Origin of the sequence: Scatolibacter rhodanostii (assembly GCF_900197595.1) — a bacterium.
GTDB lineage: Bacteria > Bacillota > Clostridia > Oscillospirales > Acutalibacteraceae > Scatolibacter > Scatolibacter rhodanostii.
In genome coordinates this window covers 814855-832285 of sequence record NZ_FZLO01000001.1, presented here as the reverse complement: position 1 = coordinate 832285, position 17431 = coordinate 814855, and the positions used below count along the sequence as shown (strand labels likewise).

Here is a 17431-nt window from a genome sequence, read left to right as displayed (position 1 = left end):
AACGTTTATTTTTATGGAAATAGTATCGAAACTTCTTATTCCTTCTCTCATCTCAATTTTGGTCGGCTATTTAATTGGCAGTCTAAGTTTTTCAATTATTTTAACTCGCATAATCAGCCGTCAGGATATTCGTACACAAGGCAGCGGTAACGCAGGTGCAACCAATGTTTTGCGCTCAGTTGGATTGCATGCCGCTGTGATCACTTTTGTTCTTGATTTTTTGAAATGTGTCTTGGCAATTGCGATTGGCTATCAGATATTTAAATACACCTGTAACCAAGCTGGCATTTCTCTTATTTGGGTGCAAATCGGCAAATATGCTGCTGGAGTTGGTTGTATGCTAGGCCATATAAAACCGTTATATTTCCATTTTAAGGGTGGAAAAGGTGTTACAACAGCGGCAGCTTTGGTTTTGTTGTTAGATTGGCGTGTGTTTATTCCGGCCGTTCTTACCTTTATCATTGTTTTTGCTCTCAAAAAAATTGTTTCTTTAGCATCTGTATTGGGCATGGGATTATACCCAGTTTACACTTTCTTGATTATGTTCTTATTTGATTATAAAAATTCTCCGCTGCATTTTGGCCGAGAATTTTCAATGCTGTATATTTTGTGTATTACATTGGCGTCTTTTATTATTGGAGGCATTATTCTGTTCACGCATATCCCAAATATCAAAAGACTACGAAATGGGGAAGAAAAGCAAATTTCTTTCAAAAAGTAATTGACATAACTTTCCAGATTAGTCGCAAAATTAGTGCAATCTTACATGGTTCATGGTTCCATAACATTATCCCTCATATTGACATTTTGCGCTGTATGTATTATTATTAACAACAGTTAAATACTAAACTTAGTGAATATCAAATTTCAACCGGCTTTTTTCACGAGTAGAATTCCTGCCAACCGCTTGTTACTCAGTGGAGATTCAGGCAAGTTACAGCATAAACAAAAAAAGAGTCGTTAGGAAGTGTGAAATTGAATCAATATATTATTAAAGGCGGAAAAAAACTGTACGGCGAAGTCAATATCAGCGGAGCAAAAAATGCCGCTCTTGCCATTCTTCCTGCAGTAATTCTGGCTGATTCTCCTTGCAGAATCGAAAATATACCCGATATATCCGACGTAAAAACAATTATGACGATTCTATCTGAATTGGGTGCAGAGGTAGAATATATCGATACGCATACCCTCAAAATTGACCCAAGAACAGTAAATACGGATATTGTGCCGTATGAATCTGCTTCTAAAATACGTGCTTCTTATTATTTTATAGGGGCACTGTTGGGACGTTGCTGCAAAGCAGTGGTTCCGTTTCCGGGAGGCTGCAATTTTGGTGTTCGTCCTATTGACCAACATTTAAAAGGATTTTCAGCACTGGGCTGCGATACGCATTTAGATGAAAGAATGATTGCAGTTTCTTCTGATGGTGCTTTAAAAGGTGCTAACATATATTTAGATGTGGTTTCAGTTGGCGCTACCATGAATATTATGTTGGCAGCTGTTAAAGCCAAAGGTCTGACGGTGATTGAAAATGCTGCCAGAGAACCTCATATTGTTGATTTAGCAAACTTTCTGAATATGATGGGAGCAGACGTGAGCGGAGCCGGTACGGATACGATTAAAATTCGTGGTGTAGCTTCTTTACATGGCGTCACCTATTCTATCATTCCCGATCAAATTGAAGCTGGAACCTATATGGCTGCTGTAGCGGCCACGGGCGGCAATGTGCTGATTAAAAATATAACCCCTAAACATTTGGAGTCCATTTCGGTTAAGCTGATTGAAATGGGTGTGACCATTGAAGAAGGGGACGATTGTGTTCGTGTCATTCGAGAAGATTCGTTGGTGAAATGCAATGTGAAGACAATGCCGCACCCTGGTTTTCCGACTGATATGCAACCACAAATTACCGTTTTGTTAACGATTGCACAGGGTACAAGCATGGTGAACGAAAGTGTTTGGGAAGATAACCGTTTTAAATATGTGGATGAGCTCAAGAGAATGGGCGCTAACATTACAGTGAACGGAAAAATAGCGACAATTGAAGGTGTTGAAACGCTTAAAGGGGCAACTGTAAGCTCAACTGACTTGCGTGCAGGCGCAGCAATGGTGATTGCAGGGCTTGTTTCTCAAGGAACAACGTATGTGGAAGAGATTCAATATATCGAACGTGGATATGAAAATATAGCTGAAAAACTGATTGGGTTAGGTGCGGAGATTGATTGTGTCCCAAAGCCGCGAAGCCTGATTGAAAAGATTAGTTAACACACAGGCCTCGAATCTTCGAGGCTTTTTATTTTGGAAAAAGGAGAATCAGACCTTATGGCAAGACTATGCCCGCTCTTTAGCGGCAGCTCAGGAAACAGTTATTATTTGGGTTCAAAATCAGCAGGAGTTCTAATAGATGCCGGACGTTCTGCGAAACAGATTGATATGATGCTCAAAGCGTGTGAGATTGACCCTCTTGCGGTTCAAGGTATTTTGGTGACACACGAGCACTCTGATCATATCAGCGGAGTTCGTGTTTTAGCCAAGAAATATGACATACCCGTGTTTGCCTCTGCTGGAACATTACGGGCTATGGAGGGGAATCTGGGAGAAACTAAGACCTACATAATCGAACAGGATTTGCAATTAGCAGATATGGAAATCTGCCATTTTTCTACTTCGCATGATTGTGCAGAGCCGATAGGGTTTAGAATCAAAACAGCTGACGATCGTATACTGGTTTTTTCTACTGACTTAGGCTTTGTTTCTCAAGAGGTAGAGGATAGCTTGCTCGGTGCAGATTTTGCGGTTATTGAGTCAAATCATGATGAAAAAATGTTGAAAGCAGGAGAGTATCCTTATTATCTAAAACGACGTATTCTTTCAGATCAAGGACATCTTTCAAACCGAGTTTGTTCTGCTCTTTTACCCAAGCTTGCTGCAAGCGGTACTACACGCTTTGTATTAGCTCATTTAAGCAGGGATAACAATTCACCCTCGGTAGCCAAAAATATGTCTTTAAAGACCCTCACAGAGAGTGGACTGACTGAGAATCAAGACTTTATGCTGACGGTCGCATCACCCGAGAATCATCGGCGTGAAATTTTTGTATTCTAGGTGAATTATGCTGCGTGTAAAATTAATTTGTATCGGTAAAATAAAAGAAAACTATTTTCGTCAAGCAATGGCAGAATATGAAAAACGTCTGCGCCCATTTTGCGCATTTGAATGCATCGAGATTGCCGAGGAACGGTTACCTGACAATCCCTCTGAAACACAAATTATATCAGCATTAGAAAAAGAAGCCGTCAAGATTCTGGCAAAAGCATCTGGCGCTATCTTTTCTATGTGCATCGAAGGAAAGCAATTGAGCTCTTTGGATTTATCAGGAAAAATGGCAGAAGTTATGCAATATCCTGGTGAAATGACATTCATAATTGGAAGTTCATTTGGACTTTCTGAAAATGTGAAACGAGCGGGGCAAATGATGTCTATGTCTAAAATGACATTTCCGCATACGTTGGCAAGAGTTATGCTGACAGAGCAAATTTATCGGGCAACGCAAATTTTAGCCAATACAAAATACCACAAATAGCATATAAAAAGGCGAAAGCGCCTTATCCAGTTAAGATAAGACGCTTTCTGTGTAGCACGGTGGCAAACAATTATTGCATGTTGCTCTCGTAGCTTTCGATCATTTTCTTGACCATCTGGCCACCAATGGAACCAGCATCTCTGGAAGAAAGATCGCCGTTATAACCTTGTTTTAGGTTTACGCCGACTTCAGAGGCAGACTGCATTTTGAAACGATTCATGGCTTCTTTTGAAGCAGGTGTAGAATTTTTCATTTTGGTTCTCCTTAAAACTTATTCTATTTGCGTTTGCATTAAGTATTATGGATATCGTGGAATGATTTATGAATGGGAATTTTTTCAAATAAATTGATATTTTACTTGACTGATTCGAGGCAAAAAAAAAATTTAAAAAGATATAAAATGAAAGAAAATATTTTGAATAAAGTAAAAAAGGCTTGACTTTTTTCTTTTAATTGCTATAATAATTAATGTTGTCAAAAACAATATTAATATACAGCGGCATTGTGTAACGGTAGCACAGCAGACTCTGACTCTGTTTGTCTGGGTTCAAATCCTGGTGCCGCTGCCAACAACAAAAGTCTCGCTTGTCGGGACTATTTTTTTCGAGGTGTGGCTCAGCTTGGTAGAGCGCTACGTTCGGGACGTAGAAGTCGCAGGTTCAAATCCTGTCACCTCGACCATATACTGTTGAAACCTGTCATAAAATTGCTTATTGATTTTATGACAGGTTTTTATTATAATATGGATAAAATAGAGCTAAAAAAGGAAACAAACAATGAAAAGCCTTGGCGAAATAAAGTTTGATAAAGTGGTAATAGATTGCAGAGAACCTGCCATTCTGTCAGAATTCTATGCACAGTTGCTAGGATGGAAAAAAGGCTATATTACAGATGATTTTGTGATTATCGTATCTGAAAAATATAACGTAAACATAGGTTTTCAGAAAAACGAAATGTATATTCCTCCAATATGGCCAGAAGAGCAGGGAAAACAACAACAAATGCTGCATCTTGACTTTGCTATGGAAAAAGCCAAACTTCAAGAATGGATTGATTTTGCAGTTTCTCTTGGTGCAAAAAAGGCAGAAAACCAATATGGGGAATGGGCGGTTATGCTTGATCCGGAGGGACATCCGTTTTGCTTTGACATAGAATAATTTCACATTACACAAGTATTGATTTGGCTTGTAGAACCAGTTATTGACATATCCAATTACACGTTTCCTCTGGGTGAAAATTCACTGTGAGAATAAAGATGAATTTACATAACGTGTAATTATATGCTACCTGACGTGGGTTGCCATATTAAAGTCATGTATGAGGATAAAAAACTCATACATGACTTTTTGTTTTATCTATGGTAAAATTAAAGGTACAGATATTATTTTATGACAGATAATATATATTTAAGCATAGCCATGCGATGATATAAAAAGAAATAGGCGCAAGATATTCACCATTATTTTTGTTTTCGCTTGATTAAAAATTTTGAAAGTTAGGTTAATAAATGGAAATATACATTGTAGATGCATTTACAAAACATATTTATGGAGGAAATCAGGCCGGTGTTGCCTTGTTGGATAGAACAGCAGACTTTCCAGACACAGCCCTGATGCAACAGATAGCCGCGGAGCTAAAGCATTCGGAAACAGCGTTTGTAAAGAGAATCAATTCTCATCTTTTCCATATCCGATATTTTACCCCGGAAGGTGAAGTAGATTTGTGTGGACATGCCACAATCTCTGCATTCACAGTCCTACGGGAGAAAAAATCATTGTCAAGTGGCAAGTATACAGCCAAAACGGCGGCAGGAGAAATTCCAGTGACAATAGAATCGGATTGTATCTGGATGGGAATGGCACCGGGTAAGCTAATAAAAGTATTATCCGAGGAGGAAACTTCCGCTCTTTATAAGGCTTATGGACTTTGCGCGGAGGATAAGCCAGCAACATTGCAGGCTTGCATTGTCAGTACAGGTCTAGCGGATATTCTTCTCCCGGTGGACAGTATAGATAAACTCACTAATTCTGCACAGGACAAAGAAGAAGTAATTCGGCTTTCTCAAAGACATCAAGTAATTGGTGTTCATATGTATTATCCTGAATTATCCGACCAAGTCACGGCTCGATGCCGAAATTTTGCTCCGCTTTATGGCATTGATGAAGAGGCTGCAACTGGTACGTCAAATGGCGCATTGACCTATTATCTTTATAGTCAAGGTCTAATTTCAGAACAGGATGAGAATACTTTTATTCAAGGGGAAAGCATGGAAAAACCCTCAATTATTAAAAGTCGAATTGACGGGGATAAGGTAATTTGTGTTGGGGGCAGTGCAGTTATTTCTATACAGGGCTGCCTCAATGATTAATTCGGGAACCCTATAATGGCTTTTAGTAATAGTTCAAATCTTCATTTGAAAACAGGATGATATCTAGTATTGATGTGGTTCGCATAATAGACTCATACATGACTTTTTGTTTTATCTATGCTAAAATAAAAAATACATATGATTGATATAATGTATAGAATGAGGTGGTTATATGAGAGATGTACATATTCACATTGAAAGAGGTAACTACACCAAAGAATGGATAGATAAATTTGTTGAACAGGCAATGAATATGGGCCTTGATGAAATTTATCTTTTAGAACACTCACATCGCTTTAAAGAATTTGCACCTATGTATTCCTCTATTTGCCAATTCAGCGAATATCAGCAAACCTGGTATACTAAAAGAACAGGATTTGAACTCAAACAATTTACCAATCTAATTGATGAAATGAGATTGCACCAGTTTCCTATAAAAATAAGATGGGGTCTTGAAATTTGCTATTTTCCTGAATATGAACAATTAATATCTGAAATACTTGACTCCTATAACTTTGACTTTGCGACGGGTGCAATTCATTGGGTGAATGGCTTTGGGTTTGACCATAAGATAGAATTTTGGGACGGTATTGATGTTGAATGGCTATATAATCAATATTATGACTGTATGATAAAGCTTGTTAAGAGTAACTTGTTTACAGGACTCGCTCACCCTGATTCTATAAAATGTTTTGATATTTTACCACCGCAGAATCTGTCAAATGTATATTCTGATTTAGCCAATCAATTAAACTTACACAATATGTACGTAGAACAGAGTGGCGGTCTGGCACTAAACTACAATTATCATGAAATGGGCATGAATAAAACGCTGTTAAATATTTGTAAGAGTAAAGGTGTTGACATACGTTATGCATCAGATGCTCATAAGCCTGAAGATGTAGGGGCAAATATTAAAGCTATGAGAGATGAGCTTATGGCAGATTACATTATGAAAGCAAAATAAATCTGCAGAGGTGTAAAATATGATTCGAGGAATTGCTGTTTTTGGACTAAATGGGGGAGGAAAGTCAACTCTTGCGCATGCATTGGCCAAACAAATAGGATACTATGAGATGGACGTGGAAGATTATTATTTCCCTGAGCAAAAAGAATCAAGAAAATGGGCTTTAGAAAATAGCAGTATAATTCATACACAACATTTGGGAGAACTGCCTTTTTCTAATCCTAAAACAAAGGACATAGTAGAAAATACAATTTTGGAGAGCATAAAGGCTCATCCTGAATTTATTATTTCTGGGGTCACCATGAATTGGAATGACGAGATTCTTGCTCATATTAATATTGCTTTTTGGGTTCAAACACCACTTGAAGAAAGATTGAGAAGAATTCAAGAGCGGGAAGAAAAAAGATTTGGGTCGAGAGTTCTTGAGGGCGGCGATATGTTTGCACAGCAAATGGAATTCAGAAAAATAGTTGAAAATCGCGATTCAAAAGCAGTTGAAGAATGTGCAGCAAAATTTGACTGTCCGGTTGTTATAATAGATGGAACCTTATCCATAAAACAGAATCTAGAAAAAATGATAGATAACCTCAATTGTCTTTGAAGGCGAACATACGACGATTTAGGTAGAATTCGAATCTCACTTGAAGAGTACTAGCAGTTATGTTACAATGACCTTAACATTAGCAAAATCAATCTGGCCAATATCTGATTTTGCTTGATGAATTTGTGGCATCTACTGGAATTTTGATATTACAATATAAAATACTAAAAGGTGGATATGGTATGCATATAAAACATTTGACTCTACGCGTGAAAGACTTGGAAAAATCAATTCAATTCTACAAAGCGATAACTAAATTGACAATTGCACGCCGTTTTAAGGCGGGAGAAGCAGAAATAGCATTTTTAACAAATGGAGAAGGGGAGACCGAAATAGAACTTCTTTACATACCGCAGGGACAAACTTTTGAAGGCAAAGGTATGTTTATTTGTTTTGAAACAAATAAACTGGACGATATGCATCAACTTGCCGTAGAAAAAGGGCTTAACCCTTCACCAATTCAAAACCCAGATGATCAATCTCACTATTTTTATGTCTATGATCCGGATGGGGTGTCCATACAGCTTCGCTCTTTTCCTCAATAAGCTTTTGAGAAAAATAGACTGCACAGAAATCTGATTTCTGTGCAGTCTATTTGCGTAATAAATATAGATTTGATGGTGGTTAACCAAGGTTGTCATTTAGATAGGCAAGGTATTCTTCAAGGCACATATCAAGTTCGTTCATCTTTTTTGCATGCTCTATTCCAACATAACGATAGTGCCACACTTCTTCATCAATCTTAGTAATGCTTTCTTTTTCAGAACAATATCGCTGAATAAAGCCATAGTCTTCAGCATGCTGCTGCAGCCAAAGATATTCGTCGGTATCAGCAAACTCACGATTGACAGTGTTAAAATCAATGGCTAAGCCGGTATGGTGCTCGCTGTAGCCAGGAACAGAAATTGTTTTGAAGGCGTCTTCTCTGGCTTCATCATCATTCATACCGTCACTCATTCGCTGCGTGACGGCTCGCTCTAAGACAGAGGTTTGCTCCGCTACACTTCGATATCCTGAAGCAATCCAAAGAACTAATCCTTCTTCACCAGCAGCATTAATCAGGTCGTTAATAGGCTGATAGATTTTTATATCAACAGTCACGTTATCAATCAATTGGGGAATCACTTCATAATCCTCTGGTAAAATATTGTCATGGTTGACAAGAACCAAGAGAGGGTCATTTAATTGCACAAGAGAATTCAATGGCTCTTCGACAGGGGTGGCGTTTTCAGAAGGAGAAATTTGACGGTAAGTGGTGGCAGAAATCTCAGAAGAATTAGCCTGATGAACTGAAATTCCGTTGACCTTTTGATTTACTGAATCTGATTTTGCAGCAAAAATGGTGACACCTACAGTAGCAGCAAGTGTCAAAAGAATAAGCAATCTATATTTTGTGGGAATTCCTTGCGTTTGTTGAGTGTTTTTAGCAGGGTAACTCCTTCGCGTACGTGAATTTTTTTGCATATGATACTCCTCGAACGTAGACTTAGTTTGCATTTAAAAAACAATTACGATGCATATTTGGTATGAGTAGAGAATTCTATCATATTATGTATAAGGCGACTACTAACCTAGTATTTATATTCTATTGTACCATAAATTCAAATAAAAGCAAAAATAAACATAAGTTAATTCATGATTTTAGATAGAATGATTCTGTAATCTTGATTTTATTCAAATCTTTGTTTTTTTGGTCGGCATATGCTATAAAAGATTTCATAGAAATAATATTTTAAAGCTGGGTTTTATAATATCATAAGGAAAGGGAGAGAAGTGTAGAATTGAAGAAGATTTTTGTGTATGGAAATGACCAAACCTTAAAAAACTATAAGCTGGCAATTGAGCAGTGTGGGGCAGTAGCTTGTTTTAGTACAGAAATTAGGGAAGCAAATTCATGTGAAGCCTTACTCTTAGCGGGCGGAGGAGACATGGCCCCATTTTTTTATCAGCAAAAAGAAACGGCGTGCTTTAACATTGACCAAAAACGCGATAAAGATGAATTAGAGCTAATTCAGCAATTTACCAAAAATGAGCGTGCTATTTTTGGCGTTTGCCGAGGAATGCAAGTAATCAATGTTGCTTTTGGAGGTGATTTGCTGCAAGATATCAAAAGTCCTGTTTTACATGCCTATCAAGAAAAAAGCGGAGATCAAGTGCACAAAATCACTTGCAGAGAAGAGAGTTTTCTTTCTGGATTATATGGGAAAGAATTTGCCGTTAACAGTGCACATCACCAAGGTTGTCAGTTACCTGGGGATGGATTAAGTTATACAGCATTTGCCGAAGACGGTATTTGTGAAGCTCTTCAAGATGAAACGAAGAGAATATATGCTGTGCAGTTTCATCCCGAGCGAATGTCGTTTGGCCATAAAAGAAACGACACAGTGGATGGCCGTTTGATATGGGAATATTTTATTAGGCAAATTTAGTATGAATGCAAAAAAGCAGCCAAGGTAAGTTCTATTTTACCTTGGCTGCTTTCATTAAATTTCTGTAGTTTGAGTGAAAATACGTTCTGATGTCGTATCTTTTACAAGGTTATCATTTAAAAAAGGATAAGGGTTTTTGCGATGAAAAAATTCATGTACACAGCAGATTTTATCGATTAAGCAAACTAATGCACTTTCACGATATTTGGGCGGCGTTAATGTTAAAGGGAACATATGGTTCACGATGACATCTCGTTCAACATCAGTTAGCGTCAGCTCTGCTTCAGCATTTTTAAGAGCAGTTTTTGGATGAGAAAAGCCATGCCATTTAGGAGTATTTGGTTCACGCCAATTGTAAAGAAAATAGTCGTGCAAAAGACCGCCTCTGATTAAATCTCGATAATTCAAGCGTAAACGTAAGTTAAGAGCCAATCGATAGCTATAATAAGAAACAGCTGCACAGTGCAGCAAACAAGAAGTTTTTCCGTGTTGAGTAAATCCTTGCATATTGACAATACCGCATTGTGCGTAGAGATCAGAATAATGCTCTCTATACCAAATAAAAACGGAATCTGTATTTTTCGACTCAAAAAATTTTTTTAAAGAATGAAATTTCAAATAATCCCAACTTTCTATAAGGATAAAAGTTTTCAAACAGTTAATTTCTAGATAAGTCATAAAACTGCTTTAAAATGGACGTAGACATTTGTGCCAGGGGGTATTTTATGTCGACAATACATTTCTGCAATACATTCAACTTAAGTTGAGTCCTATTATACCTTATGAGCATAGTCAAATGCAAATACAAGTTTTTCTATAAATGTTAATTATAAATGACGCTTTGCCGTAAAATTTTTAACAGAAACAGCAAATACGGCAACACCGCTAAGATGAGGAAATTCAAAATCAGTTCGACCGGTTTGCTGTTCCATTAGTTTCAGCAACCCATGACGTTTTTCCTCGTCAGTTTGGAGAATTCGCGCAGTTCCACTGCCAATTACACTCTCAAAGCGATAACTATAGGTGCAGGCATTATCTTCATCGGTCAAGGTTATTTCATGACCACCATCCATTTCAAAGCCGACAGAAGGATTTTTTGCCAATAAATCCATTTTTAATCCTTTTTCGGCACCATGAAAATACAAGGTTAAGTTGTCATCTTGCCATTCACAACCAAAATTCAAGGGAACAATATAAGGTGCTTCATCCGAAAGAAAAGCCAAACGACAAACTTTCATGCGCTCAACAATTTTTTGAATTTCAGCTAAATCGACGACTTGACGATCTCTTCTACGCATAAATATTCTCCCATAACAAAAATAATGATGGCTATGTGTAGGAAACCAAAGGATTTGTTTTGTTGGTTCCGTCCATTTTATCAATAAATTTAATTGCTTTTCCGGCGCCTAAAACAACGCAATCTTCCGGCTTTTCAAAATTAATGACCGGAACCTTCGTCTTTTTTGAGATGAGCGTAGAAAGTCCAAATAAATTGGCAGAGCCGCCGGTTAAATAAATGCCATCAGTAAAAATATCAGAAAGCAGTTCAGGAGGGGTTACCTCCAACGTACTTTGTACAGTTTTTACAATTTGGATGGCGGGCTCAATCAAAGCTTCCATCATTTCATCTGAATTAATGACGGTTGTTTCTGGCAAACCACTCAAAGTGTTGCGCCCTTTTAGTGTATGGGTAAGCAATTTTTTATGCGGATAAGCACAGCCAATTGCTCTTTTGCAGGCTTCAGCGGTTTGATCGCCGATAGCTAAATTAAATTTCTTGCGGACATAGCGAACAATTGCTTCGTTAAAATGCACACCGCCGATATGAATAGAGTTAGAGACAGCAATACCGTTAAGAGAGATGACCGCCATATCTGTTGTACCAGAACCAACATCAACAACCATCGAGCCGTGTGGTTCAGAAATATCAACCCCAGCGCCAATTGCAGCGGCAACAGGTTCTTCAATAATACATACTTTGCGGATTCCGCCTGATACGATGGCATCAACCACAGCGCGCTTCTCTACCTCAGTAATTCCGCAGGGGACACTGACAACAGCGCGCGGTAAAAACATCTTATTCATGCTAATACGCTTGATATAGGTTTTAATCATATGCTCTGCTAAAGAAAAATCAGAGATAACGCCATTTTTCAGAGGATAAATGACGGAAATACGGCGAGAAGTTCTGCCAAACATTTCATAGGCATCTCGGCCAACAGCAAGAACTTCTTCATTTGTTTTGTCAACAGCAATAATGGAAGGCTCACGCAGAACAATCCCTTTGCCGTCAAGAAATATTTTAAACATCGATGTGCCTAAGTCAATAGCCAAATCAGTTCCTACCATTTTGTGTTCCACTCTCCAAAAGTTGTCTTTCAGGGCATATTTGATGTGATTCCAATTTACAAACTATCTACCATTATAGTATAGAATCCGATGAATTTCAACAAAAATCAAATATCTAGTTGCCAAAATAGAAAAGAAAAACAAGATTCATTTATTTGCGAAATATTGAGCTAAATTCTCAAGATTTTTTTCAGCGTTTTGTCGTCCTTCCTCATACAAATGCAGCAGTTTTGTTGTGTCTCGCTCCATTCGTGAAACATTAACAGGTTTTTCAGGTCTAATTACAAAAATACGTTTTTCATATTCTAGTCGGTCTATTTCACGCATTTGTCGTTCATACATTCTCGATGTATTCATAAGAGCATGAAAAAACTGCGGATATTGTGAATAGTGCTTGGCGTATAGACGAGCAAGCATAGGCGAAGGCATCGATTTCAAGAAGCCGTGTTCACGTGTGAGGACAAGCACAATTTTATCATAACCTTCATCAAGTGCTTTTTGATAGGGGGCAGCGTCGGTTATGCCGCCGTCTAGATAAGGCTCACCATCAATGTTAATAATAGGAGAAAGAATTGGCATACTGCTTCCCGCTTCAATGGCTTTATAAATGTTAGAAGAAGTGTGTTTGTTGTGATAAACTGTTTTTCCTGTTTGGCAGCTGGTGGTAGTGGCCGTAAAATCGCAAGGAGAATTTTCGAATTTTTCTCGGTCAAGCGGAATTAATATATCTGAAATTTCTTTGAACATATAGTTAAAATTGAAAACACTATGATTTTTAAGAAAGGTGTAATAGCCGACATAGTCTTTTTCTTGTGCAAAGTTGAGATTCACTCGCTTGGTTCTGCCAGCTTGTCCGGCAATAAAACTAATGAGTGTTAAGGAACCGGCAGATGTACCGAAAGCACCGTTAAAGTCAATTCCTTGTTCCAAGAAAACATCTAAGACACCGGCAGAAAACATACTCCGCAGAGAGCCGCCTTCTAAAACTAAAGCTTTTTTCATTCGCTGGTAACTTCCCTTCTTTTTGTTGTAAAACATATTTCATATTTTACAACATATATTTTTTCTTTGCAAGCCACCTTGAAATGACGAAGAGACTTCGGTATAATGAAAATATCAAAATAAAAGGATACATTATGAGAATTAGACGAAAAACTTGGGCAAGACCAGAGCTGGAAGCATGCTCCTATTTTTATCAAAATCCACAGCAGAACAAAAGCATTTGGAATACTGAAATAGCAGCTGGAAAACCGATTCATTTAGATTTAGGATGCGGGAAAGCCGTGTTTTTGGCAGAGATAGCACTTGAAAATCCGGACGTGCATTATATAGGGGTGGATATCAGTTTCGATATTCTTGGTGTTGCCAGAAGAAATATAGAAGCAAAGTTTGAAGAAAAAAAGGTAGAAAACATCTCTCTTTTTTCCTATAATATTGAAAAGCTGGAAGATGTTCTTTCACCGGCGGATAAAGTAGAGAGAATATATATTAATTTCTGCAACCCTTGGCCTAAAGCCGGAGATCACAAAAAAAGGCTGACCTACACAAAGCAATTAAAAGCCTATCAGAGAATTTTGTCACCGGGGGCTGAAATTTGGTTTAAAACAGACAACGATGATTTATATTTAGCTTCCTTGCGCTATTTTGAAGAAGCTGGACTTTCTATCTTTTTTCAAACCAAAGATTTGCACCAAGAAACTAACATAGAAAATCATTTGACAGAGCATGAAATCATGTTTACAAAAGAGGGAATTAAAACAAAGGCCATAAGAGCTAAATTTGTGGGGATTTGAGGGAGGATATGAGAAATCACCAAATCAAGAGAAGGAAAAGAGTTACGCCTTTATACGTAACGCAAAATGCAGAAGAAACGCAAGGTACAAGAGTAGGCAAACACGGAGTAATCAGGCGGTCAAGAATGGGGAAGGGATCTTCTCGAACCCATATGAACTGGGTTGCCAAGATATCTTTGGCAGCAGCGGTTGTCTTAATTGCTCTTTTTTCTGCAAAATCATTAGGTCTTCTTAATGTGACTTTAGGAGAGGTTAATCCAGCCGTTTCAGAATCAGATTATGCAGTGATTCCAGAGGATACACAGACATCTTCGGCGGTCTCGGCACCGCTGACTTCATCTCCAGAAAACAGTGAAAGTACAGTGCCAAACGGCGAAAATGGGGGTTCATCAGTATATGTACCAGAGAATTCTCCGCCAAGTCAAAACGAAAATAACGTTGTACTGCCTCCCGCTGAGTCGGGCTCACCGGCCTATATGAATTTGTACCCTGACTTGGCTGTGCAGAAAACAGATTACATAGAACATGACCCAGACGATAAGGTGATCTATCTCACCTTTGATGACGGACCTTGCAAAACTACGCCGAGACTTTTGGACGTTTTGGATTCTTTAGAGGTAAAAGCGACTTTTTTTGTAACGGCTCAATTTGCCAAAGGACAAGATTTGATAGATGGTATTAAAGAGATTGACAGACGGGGACATAAGGTGGCTGTTCATTCTTATACACATGCCTATAAAGATATTTATCGCTCTGTAGATTCTTTCTTGCAAGACTATAAAAAAATGGATGATGTGATTGTGGAAGCAACCGGAAAACGCAGCGGAATTTATCGCTTTCCTGGAGGGAGCAATGCGGTGTACAATGCAGGTATTCGCAATGATGTAATAAAAGAAATGAATCGCCGTGGTTTTGTCTACCACGATTGGAGCGCCCATAATGGTGATAGCGAAGGTTATGCAGCCGATGCGCAAGTTGAGCGCACTCTTCGTGAAACTTCTGAAAGAACAAAGAATGTGATTTTGATGCATAATATGCCCGGCAAAGATAGCGTAATTGATGTTTTACCTCAGATTGTCGGCCAGCTTAAAGAAAGAGGCTGCCGTTTTGACGTAATTAATGAAACCGTTAAACCTTTCCAATTTGCTACGGTAGAGTGATGAGTTTTATAGCATAATTTCAGAGATTAAAACGACGAAAAAGATAGGTTCTATATAGGATAAAGAGAAAAAATTGTTTGTAAATCAAATGGTTTTTTCTCTTTGTCTTTTCTTTATCGAAGTTTTAGCTAACCAATGGTGAAGCCTTTAGGAATCCAAAACGGTAATAAATGTTTATAGTAATTGATCAATAAGATTGTTAAAAATGCCGAAGGTAAAATTGGCAAAAACCCTTTCATTATTTTTCATCTTCGTTATAATAGTTAAATGCAAAGAGCCTGTTTTGTTCTTGTCGAAGAAAGTGGGCACAGACGATTTTAAACCAGGGTGATTTTTAGCAATTGGGAAAGAGGAGTTGCCAATTGTAAAATCATCCACAACAAAACAGCACATGGAGGTGTAGAATGTTTCAAGTAAAATGGATTTGGAAGAATCTGGAAGGTTGTCGGAAACGCTATGTATTTGGCTTGTTTTCGACTATTCTCTTGGCGATATTAAGCCTTGGGAACTCACTCATTATCTCAAATATTATGGATACCGTGTTTAATCCCATTCAAGAAAGCGGTATTGTCACAGAAGAGGCTCGTTCTCGGCTGATTATGTTGGTTTCAATTTTAATTGGTTTTACTTTCTTTCGAACCAGTTTTCAGTATTTATCGACTATTACCTATGAGGCCTGTTCACAGAAATTGGTTTATAAGCTGCGCAGAGACATATACGCCAATATGCAGGCGCAAGATTCGTTGTTCTATTCCCGCAACAGAATCGGTGACTTAATGACAAGACTGACTGGTGATATGGATATGGTACGCCATGCCACAGCCTGGGTCTTGCCGCAGATGTTGGACTGCGTTTTTATGTTTACCGCCGCTTCTGTTTGCTTTTTAGTGATTAACTGGCAATTTGCCTTGTCACTGCTGGTCATTACACCCATAATTTTTCTTCTGACCAAAAGCTTTGCCAAAACAGCACATCCGCTGTTTATTCAAATTAGAGAGCGGCTTTCAGAGCTCAATACCAATGCGCAAGAAAATATAGCGGGTAACAGAGTCGTAAAAGCATTTGCCCGTGAAGAATATGAAGAAAAGCAATTTGACGAAAAAAATAAATCTTATCATGATGCCAACATCAAAGCAAATATGAAGTGGATGCAGTTTTCACCTTATATTGAAGGTTTCTCTCAGTCACTTTCTGTGGCGGTGTTGCTTGTGGGCGGTCTTTTTCTGATTCAAGGACGCATTACCATTGGCCAGTTTACGCTTTTTAACGGTCTTAGCTGGACTCTTTCTAACCCTATGCGTATGATTGGCATGCTAATTAACGATATGCAACGCTTTTTTGCCAGTGCCAACAAAGTCATCGAGCTTTTCTATGCTCGTTCTACCATTGTTTCTCGAGAAGATGCGCTCAAGTTGGAAGATGGAAAAATAAAGGGTGACATTGAATTTCGAGGTGCCTCGCTCAAAATTGATAAAAAAGAGGTACTGAAAGATATTAATCTTAAAATTAATAAGGGTGAAACAGTGGCCATTATGGGGCCGACAGGCTCTGGAAAAACTTCTTTGGTCAATTTAATTCCCAGAATGATGGATGTAGGCAAAGGGAAAGTTTTAATAGACGGTGAATCAGTTTCTTTATATAACCTAAAAGAATTGCGGTCATGTATTGGCATTGCAACGCAGGATGTCTTTCTTTTTTCTGATACAGTGGACGGCAACATTGCTTATGGTGATTCAAAGTTACCTGAAGAAAAGGTGAAAGAGTTTGCGAAAATGGCAGCTGTCGATTTTGCTGAAAAGCTCTCTGACGGCTTTGATACGCTGATTGGTGAGAGAGGTACAGGACTTTCAGGCGGACAAAAACAGAGAATTGCTTTGGCCAGAGCACTTGCCGTACGTCCTTCTATTTTGATTTTAGACGACACGACCTCTGCCGTTGACATGGAAACAGAGAAATATATTCAAAATCAGCTAGATTCTCTGGATTTTGAGTGTACAAAAGTAATTGTGGCGCAGAGAATTTCAACGACTAAGCGTGCAGACAGAATTGTCATACTTAATGAAGGTGAAATTGTTGATATCGGCACGCATGAAGAATTGATTGCAAGACCCGGTTATTACCGTGAAGTATATTGTCTGCAAAATGGAATTCAAGAAGAACAAGTTGGCTAAAAGGGGGAAA

General features: G+C 38.3%; 19 protein-coding genes and 2 tRNA genes. 15 read left to right on the top strand and 6 right to left on the bottom strand.

What is annotated here, in order from left to right; genetic code table 11:
- Nucleotides 1–13 precede the first annotated feature (13 nt).
- From plsY to CS931_RS03745, 4 genes are all read left to right on the top strand, one after another.
- Nucleotides 14–721, top strand: coding sequence for a glycerol-3-phosphate 1-O-acyltransferase PlsY (plsY, locus tag CS931_RS03760; RefSeq protein ID WP_099204406.1), 708 nt, complete (start codon nt 14–16; stop codon nt 719–721).
- A 254-nt stretch (nt 722–975) separates the two neighbouring features.
- On the top strand, nt 976–2265 hold the full coding sequence (gene murA, locus CS931_RS03755) for a UDP-N-acetylglucosamine 1-carboxyvinyltransferase (protein ID WP_099204597.1): 1290 nt from the start codon (nt 976–978) through the stop codon (nt 2263–2265).
- Nucleotides 2266–2322: 57 nt separating this feature from the next.
- Nucleotides 2323–3105 carry an MBL fold metallo-hydrolase gene (locus tag CS931_RS03750; protein ID WP_099204405.1) on the top strand — a complete coding sequence of 261 codons (783 nt, stop codon included), beginning with the start codon at nt 2323–2325 and terminating at the stop codon, nt 3103–3105.
- 7 nt (nt 3106–3112) lie between these two features.
- Nucleotides 3113–3583, top strand: coding sequence for a 23S rRNA (pseudouridine(1915)-N(3))-methyltransferase RlmH (locus tag CS931_RS03745; RefSeq protein ID WP_099204404.1), 471 nt, complete (start codon nt 3113–3115; stop codon nt 3581–3583).
- A gap of 70 nt (nt 3584–3653) precedes the next feature.
- Here CS931_RS03745 and CS931_RS03740 read toward each other — a convergent pair whose 3' ends face one another.
- On the bottom strand, nt 3654–3836 hold the full coding sequence (locus CS931_RS03740) for an alpha/beta-type small acid-soluble spore protein (protein WP_099204403.1): 183 nt from the start codon (nt 3834–3836) through the stop codon (nt 3654–3656).
- Between the two features lie 242 nt (nt 3837–4078).
- Between CS931_RS03740 and CS931_RS03735 the strand changes: the two genes are divergently transcribed.
- From CS931_RS03735 to CS931_RS03705, 7 genes are all read left to right on the top strand, one after another.
- Nucleotides 4079–4152: transfer RNA gene (locus CS931_RS03735), tRNA-Gln, on the top strand.
- 35 nt (nt 4153–4187) lie between these two features.
- Nucleotides 4188–4264, top strand: a tRNA-Pro gene (locus tag CS931_RS03730).
- 95 nt (nt 4265–4359) lie between these two features.
- A complete protein-coding gene (locus CS931_RS03725) occupies nt 4360–4740 on the top strand; it encodes a VOC family protein (RefSeq protein WP_099204402.1) in 381 nt (126 codons plus the stop codon).
- A 350-nt stretch (nt 4741–5090) separates the two neighbouring features.
- On the top strand, nt 5091–5951 hold the full coding sequence (locus CS931_RS03720; protein WP_099204401.1) for a PhzF family phenazine biosynthesis protein: 861 nt from the start codon (nt 5091–5093) through the stop codon (nt 5949–5951).
- 172 nt (nt 5952–6123) lie between these two features.
- Nucleotides 6124–6918 carry a PHP domain-containing protein gene (locus CS931_RS03715; RefSeq protein ID WP_099204400.1) on the top strand — a complete coding sequence of 265 codons (795 nt, stop codon included), beginning with the start codon at nt 6124–6126 and terminating at the stop codon, nt 6916–6918.
- A gap of 19 nt (nt 6919–6937) precedes the next feature.
- Nucleotides 6938–7519: an AAA family ATPase gene (locus CS931_RS03710; protein ID WP_099204399.1), complete on the top strand. Its 582-nt coding sequence runs from the start codon at nt 6938–6940 to the stop codon at nt 7517–7519.
- A 182-nt stretch (nt 7520–7701) separates the two neighbouring features.
- On the top strand, nt 7702–8064 hold the full coding sequence (locus CS931_RS03705; RefSeq protein WP_099204398.1) for a VOC family protein: 363 nt from the start codon (nt 7702–7704) through the stop codon (nt 8062–8064).
- 79 nt (nt 8065–8143) lie between these two features.
- Here the strand turns inward: CS931_RS03705 and CS931_RS03700 are convergent, their stop codons facing one another.
- A complete protein-coding gene (locus CS931_RS03700; protein WP_159459732.1) occupies nt 8144–8983 on the bottom strand; it encodes a M15 family metallopeptidase in 840 nt (279 codons plus the stop codon).
- A gap of 317 nt (nt 8984–9300) precedes the next feature.
- Here CS931_RS03700 and CS931_RS03695 point away from each other — a divergent pair, with 317 nt between their 5' ends.
- The gene (locus CS931_RS03695; protein ID WP_099204396.1) at nt 9301–9948 is read left to right on the top strand and encodes a gamma-glutamyl-gamma-aminobutyrate hydrolase family protein; all 648 of its coding nucleotides are present in this window, start codon (nt 9301–9303) and stop codon (nt 9946–9948) included.
- A 54-nt stretch (nt 9949–10002) separates the two neighbouring features.
- Here the strand turns inward: CS931_RS03695 and CS931_RS03690 are convergent, their stop codons facing one another.
- The 4 genes from CS931_RS03690 to CS931_RS03675 form a co-directional block, all read right to left on the bottom strand.
- Complete coding sequence (locus CS931_RS03690; protein ID WP_159459731.1) at nt 10003–10566, bottom strand: HD domain-containing protein; 564 nt, start codon at nt 10564–10566, stop codon at nt 10003–10005.
- Between the two features lie 209 nt (nt 10567–10775).
- On the bottom strand, nt 10776–11246 hold the full coding sequence (locus tag CS931_RS03685) for a pyridoxamine 5'-phosphate oxidase family protein (RefSeq protein WP_099204394.1): 471 nt from the start codon (nt 11244–11246) through the stop codon (nt 10776–10778).
- A gap of 31 nt (nt 11247–11277) precedes the next feature.
- Nucleotides 11278–12297, bottom strand: a complete 1020-nt coding sequence (locus tag CS931_RS03680; RefSeq protein ID WP_099204393.1) for a rod shape-determining protein — start codon at nt 12295–12297, stop codon at nt 11278–11280.
- 147 nt (nt 12298–12444) lie between these two features.
- Nucleotides 12445–13299 carry a patatin-like phospholipase family protein gene (locus CS931_RS03675; protein WP_159459730.1) on the bottom strand — a complete coding sequence of 285 codons (855 nt, stop codon included), beginning with the start codon at nt 13297–13299 and terminating at the stop codon, nt 12445–12447.
- A gap of 134 nt (nt 13300–13433) precedes the next feature.
- On the opposite strand from CS931_RS03675, the gene trmB reads away from it, so the two are divergent.
- From trmB to CS931_RS03660, 3 genes are all read left to right on the top strand, one after another.
- Nucleotides 13434–14090, top strand: a complete 657-nt coding sequence (gene trmB, locus CS931_RS03670) for a tRNA (guanosine(46)-N7)-methyltransferase TrmB (RefSeq protein ID WP_099204391.1) — start codon at nt 13434–13436, stop codon at nt 14088–14090.
- Between the two features lie 8 nt (nt 14091–14098).
- Nucleotides 14099–15250 carry a polysaccharide deacetylase family protein gene (locus CS931_RS03665; RefSeq protein ID WP_099204390.1) on the top strand — a complete coding sequence of 384 codons (1152 nt, stop codon included), beginning with the start codon at nt 14099–14101 and terminating at the stop codon, nt 15248–15250.
- A 404-nt stretch (nt 15251–15654) separates the two neighbouring features.
- Nucleotides 15655–17421 carry an ABC transporter ATP-binding protein gene (locus tag CS931_RS03660; protein ID WP_099204389.1) on the top strand — a complete coding sequence of 589 codons (1767 nt, stop codon included), beginning with the start codon at nt 15655–15657 and terminating at the stop codon, nt 17419–17421.
- Nucleotides 17422–17431 lie beyond the last annotated feature (10 nt).